13 protein-coding genes, 1 other RNA gene and 1 pseudogene are annotated in these 12,670 nt (G+C 47.4%); 9 read left to right on the top strand and 6 right to left on the bottom strand.

Features of this window, described 5'->3' with window-relative positions; genetic code table 11:
* The first annotated feature begins 1 nt into the window (after position 1).
* The 7 genes from eno to Psfp_RS16660 all read left to right on the top strand — a co-directional run bounded on the left by eno (position 2) and on the right by Psfp_RS16660 (position 5,370).
* A complete protein-coding gene (gene eno, locus Psfp_RS16630; RefSeq protein ID WP_134219662.1) occupies positions 2-1,291 on the top strand; it encodes a phosphopyruvate hydratase in 1,290 nt (429 codons plus the stop codon).
* A 185-nt stretch (positions 1,292-1,476) separates the two neighbouring features.
* Complete coding sequence (gene secG, locus Psfp_RS16635; protein WP_134219663.1) at positions 1,477-1,719, top strand: preprotein translocase subunit SecG; 243 nt, start codon at positions 1,477-1,479, stop codon at positions 1,717-1,719.
* 297 nt (positions 1,720-2,016) lie between these two features.
* A complete protein-coding gene (locus tag Psfp_RS16640; RefSeq protein ID WP_134219664.1) occupies positions 2,017-2,421 on the top strand; it encodes a PaaI family thioesterase in 405 nt (134 codons plus the stop codon).
* A 212-nt stretch (positions 2,422-2,633) separates the two neighbouring features.
* On the top strand, positions 2,634-3,185 hold the full coding sequence (locus Psfp_RS16645) for an HD domain-containing protein (protein WP_134219665.1): 552 nt from the start codon (positions 2,634-2,636) through the stop codon (positions 3,183-3,185).
* A gap of 211 nt (positions 3,186-3,396) precedes the next feature.
* Positions 3,397-3,861: an SsrA-binding protein SmpB gene (gene smpB, locus Psfp_RS16650; protein WP_134219666.1), complete on the top strand. Its 465-nt coding sequence runs from the start codon at positions 3,397-3,399 to the stop codon at positions 3,859-3,861.
* 121 nt (positions 3,862-3,982) lie between these two features.
* Positions 3,983-4,333, top strand: a transfer-messenger RNA (tmRNA) gene (ssrA, locus tag Psfp_RS16655).
* 146 nt (positions 4,334-4,479) lie between these two features.
* Positions 4,480-5,370 carry a recombinase family protein gene (locus Psfp_RS16660; protein ID WP_134219667.1) on the top strand — a complete coding sequence of 297 codons (891 nt, stop codon included), beginning with the start codon at positions 4,480-4,482 and terminating at the stop codon, positions 5,368-5,370.
* A gap of 720 nt (positions 5,371-6,090) precedes the next feature.
* Here the strand turns inward: Psfp_RS16660 and Psfp_RS21355 are convergent.
* From Psfp_RS21355 to Psfp_RS16690, 6 genes are all read right to left on the bottom strand, one after another.
* Positions 6,091-6,381, bottom strand: coding sequence for a hypothetical protein (locus tag Psfp_RS21355; protein WP_153189549.1), 291 nt, complete (start codon positions 6,379-6,381; stop codon positions 6,091-6,093).
* Positions 6,382-6,511: 130 nt separating this feature from the next.
* Complete coding sequence (locus tag Psfp_RS16670) at positions 6,512-7,372, bottom strand: DUF6551 family protein (protein ID WP_192895491.1); 861 nt, start codon at positions 7,370-7,372, stop codon at positions 6,512-6,514.
* A complete protein-coding gene (locus tag Psfp_RS16675; RefSeq protein ID WP_134219668.1) occupies positions 7,372-8,322 on the bottom strand; it encodes a hypothetical protein in 951 nt (316 codons plus the stop codon). The genes Psfp_RS16670 and Psfp_RS16675 overlap by 1 nt, the downstream gene beginning before the upstream one ends.
* Before the next feature lie 4 nt (positions 8,323-8,326).
* The gene (locus Psfp_RS16680; protein ID WP_134219669.1) at positions 8,327-8,704 is read right to left on the bottom strand and encodes a hypothetical protein; all 378 of its coding nucleotides are present in this window, start codon (positions 8,702-8,704) and stop codon (positions 8,327-8,329) included.
* Positions 8,701-9,423, bottom strand: coding sequence for an integrase (locus Psfp_RS16685; RefSeq protein WP_134219670.1), 723 nt, complete (start codon positions 9,421-9,423; stop codon positions 8,701-8,703). The genes Psfp_RS16680 and Psfp_RS16685 overlap by 4 nt, the downstream gene beginning before the upstream one ends.
* The gene (locus Psfp_RS16690) at positions 9,407-11,302 is read right to left on the bottom strand and encodes a recombinase family protein (RefSeq protein WP_134219671.1); all 1,896 of its coding nucleotides are present in this window, start codon (positions 11,300-11,302) and stop codon (positions 9,407-9,409) included. Before Psfp_RS16690 ends, Psfp_RS16685 begins: the two co-directional genes overlap by 17 nt.
* Positions 11,303-11,514: 212 nt before the next feature.
* Here Psfp_RS16690 and Psfp_RS16695 point away from each other — a divergent pair, with 212 nt between their 5' ends.
* Together Psfp_RS16695 and Psfp_RS16705 are read left to right on the top strand one after the other, a co-directional pair.
* Entirely contained in the window at positions 11,515-11,868 is a 354-nt protein-coding gene (locus Psfp_RS16695; RefSeq protein ID WP_134219672.1) for a helix-turn-helix transcriptional regulator, read from the top strand.
* A 364-nt stretch (positions 11,869-12,232) separates the two neighbouring features.
* A pseudogene (locus Psfp_RS16705) lies at positions 12,233-12,412 on the top strand (metallophosphoesterase); the annotation flags it as partial.
* Between the last annotated feature and the right edge of the window lie 258 nt (positions 12,413-12,670).

The following is a 12,670-nucleotide window of genomic DNA, read 5'->3' on the forward strand; positions in this document are numbered from 1 at the left end:
AGTGTCCAGTATCATTGAAGAAATCATCGCCCGGGAAATTTTGGATTCCCGGGGCAACCCTACCGTTGAGGTGGATGTTTACCTGGAAGACGGCAGCATGGGCAGGGCGGCAGTGCCCTCCGGCGCCTCTACCGGCGCATCGGAAGCAGTGGAACTGCGGGATGACGATGAGGAGCGCTATAACGGCAAGGGAGTTTTACAGGCAGTCGACAACGTCAACTCGATCCTGGCTCCTGAGATAGAGGGGTATGACGCCACCGACCAGCTCGGCATCGACCGGGCCATGATTGAACTGGACGGCACTCCTAACAAGGGCAAGCTCGGCGCCAACGCCATCCTGGGTGTTTCCATCGCCGCAGCCAAGGCCGCTGCCGAATCGCTCGGGCTGCCCCTTTACCAGTATCTCGGCGGTACCAACAGCAAGGTGCTGCCGGTTCCGATGATGAACATTTTAAACGGCGGCAAGCATGCCGACAACAACGTCGATATCCAGGAATTCATGATCATGCCGGTGGGCGCGGGCAGCTTTGCCGAAGCACTGCGCATGGGCGCTGAGGTCTACCACACTCTGAAAAAGGTGTTGAAAAAGAAAGGTCTGAATACGGCTGTCGGTGATGAGGGCGGTTTTGCCCCCATGCTGGGGTCCAATGAAGAAGCCCTCGCTGTCATTGTGGAAGCAATCAGCGCCGCCGGCTACAAGCCTGGCGAGCAAATAGCCCTGGCACTGGATCCCGCCGCCACGGAATTCTATAAAGAAGGCCGGTACGTTTTTGAGACCGAAGGTAAGAGCCGCACAGCGGAAGAAATGGTGGACTACTACACCATGCTGGTGGAGAAATACCCGATTATCTCGATTGAAGACGGCCTGGCTGAGGACGACTGGGACGGCTGGCGCAAGCTCACCGAAAGACTGGGTAAAAAAATCCAGCTGGTGGGGGACGACATTTTCGTCACCAACACGGAGCTTTTAAGGCGGGGCATTAAGAGCGGGGTGGCCAACTCGATCCTGATTAAGTTAAACCAGATCGGTACCATTACCGAGACACTGGACGCCATCGAGATGGCCCGGCAGGCCGGTTACACTGCCGTGGTCTCACACCGTTCAGGGGAAACCGACGACACTACCATTGCCGACCTGGTGGTGGCCACCAACGCCGGCCAGATTAAGACCGGGGCGCCTGCCCGTACGGACCGCGTGGCCAAGTACAACCAACTGATCCGTATTGAGGAGGAGCTGGAGGGACTTTCTCTCTACCGGGGCGCCAAAAGCCTTTACAATATTAATTTTTAAACAGGTAACCTGCCGCTAATACTAAACGACCAACAAATGATACTAAGAGTTCGCACCAACATTGTTTGGAGAAGCACTCTGTGTGTTTGTAAATCCGGGAGCAGTCAAATATTTGTTTCTTGCAATTGTCTGTTATAGGACAGTATGGTATAATATATTGGTTTAAAAGTTGGGGAGGTGATTTCGTGGAGGTTGTAAAGATTATCCTATACGTCCTGCACATCCTTTCTGCCATTGCCCTTATTGCTGCGATTGTGCTGCAGTCAGGCAAGAGCGCCGGCCTGTCCGGTTCCATTGCCGGCGGGGCCGAGGCTATCTTTGGGGGTAAGAAAAAGGGACTGGACGAGCTCCTGAGCAAGATTACCGTTGGCGTATCAATACTTTTTGCTCTGACTTCCCTCGTTTTAGTTATATTGAGCAGGCAATAGCAAAGTGTAACCACACGCAACAAACGCCGGGTAACCCCGGCTTTTTTGTATTGCCCCAAGTTGTCATAAATAGGCTGATTTGTTAAAATAGACAAAGACCTTTTTAGACATCATCATGCCGCTGCGTAGCGCCGGCAGCGGATGAAAACTTGGCAATGTGGACGCCTTTTCAATCGCACACGGTGGGTGCGCCAGCGCCGTACTTGAGCGTCTAAAGGACTTTTGTCGAATGAATTCGCACCTGCATTTTCTTGAAGCGTTCTGTGAGTGTTTTCCGAGTAGAAGGAGGCTCATGCAATGTCCAAACTGCTTAAAGACAGCAACCATATGTGTTTTGCCTGCAGCCCCAAAAACCCTATCGGGTTGAAGCTGGTATTCGAGCATGAAGGGGATATCTGCCGCGCCTCCTTCGTTGCCGGACCCGAGCACCAGGGCTGGAACGGGGTGATGCACGGCGGTTTGTTAACCACAATACTGGATGAGGTTATGGCCCAATGGCTCTGGAGCAGGGAGCTGTCTGCCATGACTGCGGAAATGACGACACGTTTTGTCAATCCGGTACCCATAGGAGCGAAACTGACCATAGAAAGCAGGCTGGTTGCCAACAAGCGCCGCTTGTTCTTGATGGAGGCCGATGCCTTGCTCCCGGACGGCAGTGTGGCCGCCAAGTCAACCGCCAAGTTTATGCCGGTAAAAGTATAGAATTAAAACATAATGGGATGAATTAATAGAAGTTAACGGGCTTTCAAGTTGCTTACAGAACTTCAGTATGATGACTGAGGCGTAGGGCCATAGGGCGTAAGGCGAAAAAACATAAAAGATTAGACGAATATGTTTGAAGTAGTATAAAAAAGGTGTTAAAGCGGGAGCGAATTTATATTGTACAAAGCAACGTGAAGGGAGAATTGATCTACTTGGAAAGAACAGAAGCCTTGGCATTGCTGAAAGAAAACCTTACCAACCGGAACCTGTTTAACCATTCCCTCGCCGTTGAAGCCGTAATGCGCCGCCTGGCAAGGCATTTCGAACAGGATGAGGAAAAATGGGGTCTGGCCGGTTTGCTGCATGACATCGACTACGACCGCACCAAGGACGACCCGGCCAGGCATAGCCTTGAGGGCGCGGAGATGCTGGCGGAGTTGGGCCTGCCTGAGGATATCGTTTATGCCATCAAAGTCCACAATGAGTACCACGGCCTCCCCCGCCTGTCCTTAATGGACCAGGCCCTGTACGCCACTGACCCGCTGACCGGTTTCATTGTGGCCGGCGCCCTGATCCGGCCGGAGAAAAAGCTGGCCGCCGTTGAAGTTCCCTTTCTAATGAAGCGGTTTAACGAAAAGGCCTTTGCCCGTGGAGCCAACCGTGAGACAATGAAAGCTTGCTCCGAGCTGGGACTTTCCCTGGAAGAATTCGTGGGTCTAGGTCTGGAGGCCATGAAGAGCATTGCCGCGGAGATGAAGCTGTAACCTCCCGTCTTGACAATTCCGGGCCAACTGCTATAATTAAAATACGCAGAAATATGTTTGCGAGGCTATAACAGTCTTATATACTGTGTATGGAACTCATTTACAGACGCCGGTTTGCCGGCATAGCTTTATAGACTGCTTTGTTTCTAGTTTACGACAACGCCCTTATCCCTGAGATTGGAAAAGGGTTTAATTTTTCGGGAGAACCGGCATGAATGTCAAGAATGTCACCGAGAACAGAAAGGCCCGGCACGAGTACCATATTATGGAGACCTTTGAGGCCGGCATCGCACTGTTCGGGACCGAGGTCAAATCCCTCCGCGCCGGCAAGGCCAACCTGCAGGACAGCTTCGCCCGCGTTGAAAACGCCGAACTGATGCTATATAATATGCATATAAGCCCCTACGAGCAGGGGAACCAGTTCAACCACGAACCCAAGCGCACGCGCAGGCTGCTGATGCACAAGTATGAAATCATGCGGCTGCTCGGCAGGACCAGGGAGAAGGGCCTGGCGCTGATCCCGCTCAAGGTGTACTTCAAGAACGGTCTGGCCAAGGTCGAGTTAGCCCTGGCCAAAGGCAAAAAGCTGTACGACCGCAGGGACGACATCGCCGCCAAAGATGCCAAGCGGGAAATGGACCGGGCGATGAAGGAAAGGTCAAAGCTTAATTATTAAGATTCATCACGGAGGGGAAAGCTGATTAAGGTGCGAATTCATTCGTACAAATGTTTATAGAAAAACTATAATATGTTTTTGTCACGTTTAACCCGGTAGAAAACAACCCGATAATAATTATGGGGGCGTAAAGGTTTCGACGGGGGAAGCGGTGGCAGGAGGAGCGAGCCGGGGTTCCATCAGCCCGCAATACGGTGGAAAACTATAATTGCCAAGAACGAATACGCTTTAGCAGCTTAATTGCTGTCTAACCTTCTACCCGCGCTGGGCCCGTGGCCCGGGCTAGGGGGTCATTTAAACGGGCTGGCTTGAACCCAATTCTCGGAGGGTTCAAGTAAGATTCATCGAGATAGTTCCAACGGAGCCCGGCTGTAGGCGCCCGCGGAGCAAAATCTAAACTGCAGCCTGCGCTCGGAGATACTCCTGTGGTCGGTCCTTCGGACGGTGGGTTCGATTCCCCCCGCCTCCACCATGTTAAAAGCTACATTTTCTTGTGAAAAGCGCACAAGAAAATGTAGCTTATTTTATATATAAGCAATTAAAAAATATGTCTTCGACATGACGGTTCTATAAACTGTCATGTCTTTTTGTTTTGTAAAAGAGAAAGGAGCATTTCAAATGAATAACAATATTGTCATTGAAATACCGTCTATCAAAAAAGAGGTTTTACGTGTTGCCGCTTACTGCAGGGTCAGCACAGCTTATGAAGAACAACAAACCAGTCTGGATGCACAGATTCAGTACTATACGGATTATATCAACAATCACGAACGGTGGGCACTTGCGGGTATCTATTCTGAGCAGGCGTCGGGTACGCGCTTCGATAACAGAACTGCATTCAACCGGATGATGAAAGACTGCCGTGCCGGGAAAATTGACTATATTATCACCAAGTCTATCAGCCGTTTCGGGCGAAATACCCTTCCCTTTTTACAGAGCTTTAATGAACTCCTTGGTTTAGGTATTACAATCTACTTTGAAATGGAGAGGTTGGATTCGTCTGATTGGCGAATGCTAAAAATCATTGCCACCGCAGCTGCCGTTGCTCAAAGTGAAAGTGAGTCAAAAAGTGCGAATATCAAGTGGGGAATTCAACGCAGTTTTGAAAAAGGGCATGTAAAGCTGAACCATACCAACTTTCTTGGTTATACAAAAGACGAGAATGGCAAATTGATTATCGTTGAAGAGGAAGCCAAAATAGTCTGGCTCATTTATGATTTATACCTCAAAGGCTATGGCTGCCGTAAGATTAAATCTTATCTTGAAAAGAACGACATAAAAACGGTAACCGGAAAGAGCGAATGGAGTACTTCCACCATTGACCGAATTCTTTCCAATGAGAAATATGTCGGGACTGTATTATCCCAGAAAAACTATGTTGAAAATTGCTTGACTCACAAACAGGTAAAGAATAACGGTGAGTTGCCGATGTATCTTATAGAGGATAATCATGATGCTATCATCAGCAAAGAAGTTTTCGAAAAAGTGCAGCACCAGAAGTTCATATAAGCAGAGTAAGGACAGTAAAAATCAGTTTTATTATGGCGAATTGGCCATAATAAAACTGATTTAGCTTTTCATTTTAGTTAAAATATTTTTGCAGTCAAATTATTGGAAATAGCCCGTTATCAGATTTCCATACTGGATGAAGCGGATAAAATGAAGTTGATTAATAAAGGGGGGATTATTTGATGACTGAAGAAAATAAAGCACAGAAACTTGCCTATTTAAGATCCCAAAAAATAAATCCAACTGGTAACTATAGAAAATATTTGGTAATATTTACAACTATATTTTAGAGGACTCTCAGGCTAATGGAACTGGATGGGTAAAGCGCGCACCAAGGATATGCTTAATTATGTCTACGATGGACAACCGGATCATATAGGCTATGAACGTGTAGATAAGTGGAAAAAAGAACTCAGAGATTTAGGTTATATTAAATTTGTAATAGAAGAAAACGAATACATATATTACTAAAGAATTGGATTTTTAATTTTACAGACATGATCTTCTTTTCAAGGCATTGAATACTGTTAATTCATAGGATGATAGTAGATAAAATACATTCTTATTTTAATTATGGCGAAATTCGCCTGCCACGATATAAATAGCGAACGCTTTTGGACAGTTTTTTTTCACAGGGCATCGAAGAAATCGTTGAATAAGCAGAATGCACGCTGAAAGTTTTGCAGTATATATCCGGATTTCTGATACAGGAATCGCTTGTTATAGGCTTCGAGATAGGATTAAGAGCTTCTTTTCGTTAACATGCGGTACTAAATCCAAACAGCGCAACAATTCCTCCAGTCCTGCTATTTTTTGAAAATCGTTGATACCGTCAAGTACAGTGCGTTCCATATCGGTGATTCGTACACCGTCATTCTTCCGCTCGACTCCGATTACTATGCAGGGTGCGATATAGCGATAGGTCACACCATCATATTCAAATTGCGCAAAGCGGTTTTCTCCCGATACATATACCTCATAAAACTTGGTTAGCACAGCCGTAGTATTCAAATGCCGAATGTTGTGAGAAATAGGAATCGCTTCCTACGTTTGAGGCAGTTCATCGGATAACCGTAACGCCCGAGGATTTGCGCGTTGAGCTAACCGAAATGGATGACGCAAGGGTCGTATGTATCAACTGTTAGAATGCATTTGTCTCTTCGGCACGTTCCATTTCCTCTTCGTCCCCTGCATCAAAATCTTCCTCCGGTACGGCGGACTGGGACTGATATAGCTTTGACCATTGAAGTCCCGCCTTCATTTTCTTATTGTACGCAATGAGCATGGACTCGGCATAACCCAGCGAGCCGGCTCTTCGATCCTTTGCCGTACGACTGATTTCTCTGGAGGAAAACGCGCCGACTTTTTCCTTGAAAAGATCATCTTTCATGCTGTCTCCGAAAGCGACAACCATCTGAGCGATCCCCTTGAGCATATTAGCAGACAGGGAATTGTAATCGCCTTCCCATGTCCCGATGCACAGGCGTAGCGTGCGATCCAGCACATGGAATCCATAATTGTGATAGATATGCTCCAGGCAGGCGATGGCGCAGATGCCGCCTGGAACTTTGTTCTGTGAAAGGAACATGCCGTAAGATTCCACCAGTGATTTGATGAGTAGCTGGTCGTCATTGCCGGCTTCCACATTGGCCATGAATACCTCATATGGGAGCAGCGGCTTGACGCATTTCATTTGGTTGGCAAAAATATCGGCCTCCTGGCTATACTCCAAGTCGTCATAAATCATGCACCAGACCGGGGTCTCGCGCGATCCTGAAACAGTAGCAATAACTTCAATTGTATGCTGGCCGTTGAAAACATAATTAACGCCGTCGCGGCGGCTGACTTTTACCGGGTTGATTTGGTACAGGTCAAAATTCTCTATCGTCCTCCGAAGGTGTGAAACGGCAAGATTCCTTTGATACTCCTGGTTGGATACCAGGTTTTTGATGGGGATCTGTTCAAAATGAACATTAGGGACATATTCGCGGTAATCTTCCATTAAGGTACCTCCTTCATGGCTGCCAGTATGGAGTCAATTGTTTCTTTCAGGCTGGTAAGCTCTTCTCCAAGCTTCCCTCGCGCCTGCTTTGTCGTGTTCTTGAGGTTAGCGGCAGCCTTGGCGCGGTTGATGGAACTAACCCAAGAAGGAATGGTTAATGTGAGACTGGATATCTCGGCATCCGGGTCATAGGAGGGCATGTCCTTTATGGAGCCGGGTGGCATAGATAGCGGAGGCTTTACCTGCTTTGGAGGAAACAGGCGGCGTATTTCAGCGCTGCTGCTCAATAGGTATGCATCTTCTGAAACCAGCTGTTTCAAACGCATAACCTCTGAACCGGTCAATTTGGACAGGTGAACAATGTTATCCTGGGATATCCTGACTTCTCCGGAAAGGATCTTCGGGGGAAGCTCTGGCACAACCGCCGACAGAGAATCCAGAGCACGGGAGTAGTGCCCATAGTTGAGCATGGTGGCGTGAGAAACATTATATTCTTCCGCCAGCCTTTCCCTTGTCCGGCTGGCCGTCAGACCGAAGGGATCTTCGGGCAAACTCTTTGCCCCGAGCTCTTTTTTCGCGTATTGGTTAACGCTGGCTACATTATGGGCGCCAAGTATTTTCTCCGTTTCATATCTTTTGCCGATCAAGTATTTTCGAGTTTCTTCCGCGATATTACGTCGTCCAAGCTGATTCACGCAAATCCATACGATAGCCTCCTCGCGATTTTTTAGATTGATGCGCTGAACCGAAAAAGGGATATTAAGGCGTGTGCAGATCTCATATCGGTTATGGCCATCCAGAATCGTACCATTCCACACCGACAGAGGTTCCCGGCAGCCATTTCGTATAAGGTCTTGCTCCAGCAAGCACAGTTCCTCTTCCGATAAAGGGGATATCAGCCGCTTAAAATCATTGTCTATCTTCAGCTTTATAACTTGTGATTCCGTCATGTGATTATGCTTCCCCCCCTTTCACAGGAAGGGCGTCTGGCATATAAAAGCGCACAATCCCTTCACTTGGAATGATGTCGCCGTATAGGCGGTAGGATTTGTGATCCTGCCAATCGCTACATACATCGCGTAGTGTTTTTATCAGTGACCGGCTGTACAGCTCAACCGGTTTGACGCCCTCCAGCGAAACCGATGATATACGATGCGCGCGAGGGTTAAAGCGGTCGCTGCGCAGAATTGCCAACGAACGTTCCTTTGGATTTACCAGCAGGAAAATATACTCCGGGCTGCCTATAGACAACAGCGTGTTTTTATGAATCCTGATACGATACTTTTTGAAGTCGACCACAATCAGCGGCTTTTCCATACGGCTTTCCGTCATACTTTGTTGCCCTCCCCGTCAGGCTGTCTTTCCCGAGCAGGTTCTGTCTGGGAATCGGATTTGTCTTTGATCCCAAACACAGTATAACCATCAAATATGTTGATTTGGAGCAGCTTGCGATGCTCCTCAACGGGGAGGCCGAATTGATTCTGCCACTCCGCCGGGTAAACCGGAGTGCGGGACATCCGGGGCTTATCGCCATCGCTCAGTACGCGCTGATAGACTTCCGTTGCCGTAAGATCGAAAATGAAAAGCTGCTCATCACCTCTTCGTATCAGCTTCCCGAGCATCTTGTAACGATAATCCGGATTCCAGTCCATCAACTGAATTACTTTGGCAAAAAACATGCGGCAGGTGATCTGCCTTGGTTCGCGCTTTTCTCCCCTGGTAGTACACCAAAGAAAAGTATCTTTTTCATCTTCGTCTCGGGGGCGCACGGCAAGTTTCTTCTCCTCCGGATTCACCAGTATCTGCACATAGTCCACTTCCGGTAGCCGTTTTAGGCATGCTGTATTCAACGATATTCTACAACGGTTGAATGTGATGGATGGCTCGTGTATATGAGAAAAGAACTCACGACGAACCACCTGATACCCTTCATAACTAAACGGTTCCTCCTGCGCAACGTTTCTGTTGTTATATTGGTTCTGCCCGGCAGTTTCAGGCAAAGCTGAATCTTCCCCGGTACCGCCTGGAACAAGATTATCCTTCTCCATCATCAGCCATCTCCCGTTGCATGTTGCAGATCATCTGTTTGATTTGCGTGCCGACAACCTCGGCGCTTGTAATATTGAGCGGTAGGGAGTCGGAAAACGGCTGCCCCTGTTCATGAACATTCCAGGTGCCATGGCTGTCGAAAGCCATGAGTTCGCGCGCCTGGGCATGCCGGTAAAAGTTATTGCCAAAATTGTTTGCCCACGTGGCGGGATACGCCATGATATCTTTTTTCGGCCCAGTGGTAAACGGCTCCACCTCGCCATTAAGCAGATCCGATTCTGTCTGCGTTTCAAGATCTGTCTCCAACGCATTTTGAGGAATAAAGATTTCGGTCTCCCGCATATCAAATACCACGACCGCCTCTTCATTCTTCTGCTTAAAAACACCGCGAATCCTGTATTTGCAGGAGAGCTTCCACCCGAAGAGCTCATACAGCGTTTTGATATACGCAGCACAGCTGATACTGCGGGCGTAATACTGGCCGTCATTTTGATTAGCCCACCTGATTGCGTGCCGCTTTTCTTTTGCACAGGGGCGGACAACAAGAAGCCGTTTGCCCGGATGAACCAGCATTTCGATATACTGCGCTTTATCAAACCTTCTGATACACTTCGCGCTGAACACGATATAGTCGGCGGAGAATGTGATGCAAATCTTTTCCGCTGTGTCAAAGAACTGTGCTCGCGCGATTTCAAACCCGCGCATGTCAAAATCACCGGATTTCGCTTCAATCTGCAGTTCATTCTCAGAGGAGATGTACTCACCGTCATAAACGCTGTCGGACGCCGAGCGATAATCAGCGGCCCGGAAAGCCGCCCAATGGGGATTCACCCCGACAAATCCTTTCAACGCGCCATTATGTATGACATGCAGCTCCGGCAAAATCCCCTTATTACCGTACCTGGCATTGCTGATCAATCGCTGCACCGCAATAAAGTCATCCCGCGAAATAATGGCTTCGTGTGTATTTTTCCATTTGTATTGATTCCGGTTGTTCTTATTTTTTCTGGACTTATGGTCAAGGTAATTGGGCGTCCACGTTTTGCGGGCCAGAACATCCCCGCAATGGCGCTCATTCTGAAGGATTTGCAGGATGGAACCCGGCGACCAGGTCGTGTTGTTTTTCTTCGTGTGGCGACCCAACTTTGTGAGGGTATCGGCAATCTGTACGCAGGTATACCCATAGAGATACATAAAGAAAATCAGCCGCACGGTTTCAGCTTCTTTTTGGTTGATGACTAGTTTGCCATCTTCATCCTGATCGTAGCCCAGCAAAGGCGGCGTCAGTAGTATACGCCTACGAAAGCGCATTTCAATTGAAGCGTTCATGATTTCACTTTTATTGTGAGACTCTTCCTGTGCCATCGTGGCCATGAAGGATAGGATCATTTCACTGCCGCTGTCAAGCGTGTATATATTCTCTGTTTCAAAGAAAACGCCAACAGGCGGCTGCATTCCAGCTAGCTGACGTACATAACCAATACAGTCCAAAATATTTCTGGCAAAACGTGAAACAGACTTTGTTACAATCAGATCAATTTTACTGTTCTGGCAGTCATTTATCATCCGGAGAAATGCGTCGCGGTGCTGAAGCGATGTGCCTGAAATGCCCTCATCTGTATAAATGCCAACAAGAACCCAATTGGGACGGTGACTGACAAAGTCGGTGTAATGGTTCTTTTGCAGCTCAAATGAGGATGTTTGGCGTGGGTCGTCGGTAGAAACCCTTGCATAGATTGCCACGCGCTTTTGCTGCTCGTCGTCATAGATATTTTCCTGCGGCGCTGCCGGGATAATCTCCACATCATCCAGGTCGCCACCTTTATAACGTTCGCGAATACGCGCTTTGCGGTCATTTATATAATCCTTGTTTTTATCCATGGGAGACTCCTACAGATACGATATATTGAAGATTATGTGTGAATCCGGATGAAAAGAAAACGAACCACAGGCTAACTAATTTGCCTGTGGTTCATTTCCAAAGAAAAATAGTTCAAGTTATAATATCCAATATCCAAGAAAAGGCTGCCGAATCCTGGATTTTAACCTGCCATGTAGAATGGTATTGTATTCTACATTAGAGGAGGAATCGTATGCCAATAAACTTTAAAATCATCGGTCTCAGAATCAGGGAGCTTCGTTTGGAGAAACGAATGACGCAAGCGGATTTGGCAGAAAAAATCGATATGTCCGTGACCTATATGAGTCACATTGAAACGGCCAAAAGGAAGGCCAGCCTTGAATCATTGCTGCGAATATCAAATGCCCTCGAAATTACAATGGATCGTCTGTTAAACGGCAACCAAACTAATGACCCGGCGGAATACCTGATGGATTTGGCCGTGCTGTTGGAGGACTGTACCGGCCAGGAAAAGCGAATGATTTATGAAATTGCTTTTTCCGCAAAAAAATGTCTTCGTGCTAACCAGTGGTTTCAATGTGTATGAAAAAAGGCGAAGACCCGTGCCATAATTATGCCAGCGGATTTTCGCCAAGGGCAACGCATATATCTGCACATTTGTTGATTGATGCTGCGACGGTATATTTTATAATAAAAAAAAGATCTCACGGCCAGAAGAGGCGGTTGTCGCCTCAGAGATAACGGAAAGTGGAAAAGGATTTTTTCTACTCAAGTCAATCGAGGGGAATTACACAGCGGAGGGCTTAGGTGCTTTGCGCTCAAGGAAAAATACCTGGCGCTGTCCTCTTTGGAAACGCTTGGGCCATACCGGAAAATGCGCAAAAGCCGAGAGATGGAAGGTATAAGAAGAATAAACCGGAAAAGGAATAGAAATTTGGGAGAATAATACGATGAAACTGCTCCATATTGCCGATCTGCATATCGGAAAGCGCGTCAATGAATTTAATGTGATCGACGATCAAAAATACATACTGGAGCAGATCTTGCGGATAACCGACGAGGAAAAGCCGGATAGTGTTCTCATTGCCGGGGATGTCTATGATAAGAGCCAGCCTTCCGCTGAAGCGGTGTAAAAAGGCTATGTGTGAAGCATACGGACTAAGCACTTCAGTTTATAGTGGTAGAATTAAGAATGGATGGACTGTTGAAGAAGCGCTATCAACCCAACTTCATATGAGGAGTACAAAAAATATTAAAGTGTCGGTTTAAACCCCTAATTTTAGAGTCTACTCCCCTTATTCTCTTGTTTACATAGAATTAATAAATATTGCTCACGGAACAGGAAAACCAATAAGCCTCAATTCATTTATTGTGAACAGCTAAGGCGA

Origin of the sequence: Pelotomaculum sp. FP (assembly GCF_004369245.1) — a bacterium.
GTDB classification, from domain to species: Bacteria; Bacillota; Desulfotomaculia; order Desulfotomaculales; family Pelotomaculaceae; genus Pelotomaculum_C; species Pelotomaculum_C schinkii.

Coding starts and splice junctions, on each gene's coding strand:
- Psfp_RS16640 (WP_134219664.1), top strand. CDS start 2,017: ATGTCCAAACTGCTTAAAGACAGCAACCATATGTGTTTTGCCTGCAGC.
- smpB (WP_134219666.1), top strand. CDS start 3,397: ATGAATGTCAAGAATGTCACCGAGAACAGAAAGGCCCGGCACGAGTAC.
- Psfp_RS16660 (WP_134219667.1), top strand. CDS start 4,480: ATGAATAACAATATTGTCATTGAAATACCGTCTATCAAAAAAGAGGTT.
- Psfp_RS16670 (WP_192895491.1), bottom strand. CDS start 7,372: ATGGAAGATTACCGCGAATATGTCCCTAATGTTCATTTTGAACAGATC.
- Psfp_RS16675 (WP_134219668.1), bottom strand. CDS start 8,322: ATGACGGAATCACAAGTTATAAAGCTGAAGATAGACAATGATTTTAAG.
- Psfp_RS16680 (WP_134219669.1), bottom strand. CDS start 8,704: ATGACGGAAAGCCGTATGGAAAAGCCGCTGATTGTGGTCGACTTCAAA.
- Psfp_RS16685 (WP_134219670.1), bottom strand. CDS start 9,423: ATGATGGAGAAGGATAATCTTGTTCCAGGCGGTACCGGGGAAGATTCA.
- Psfp_RS16690 (WP_134219671.1), bottom strand. CDS start 11,302: ATGGATAAAAACAAGGATTATATAAATGACCGCAAAGCGCGTATTCGC.
- Psfp_RS16695 (WP_134219672.1), top strand. CDS start 11,515: ATGCCAATAAACTTTAAAATCATCGGTCTCAGAATCAGGGAGCTTCGT.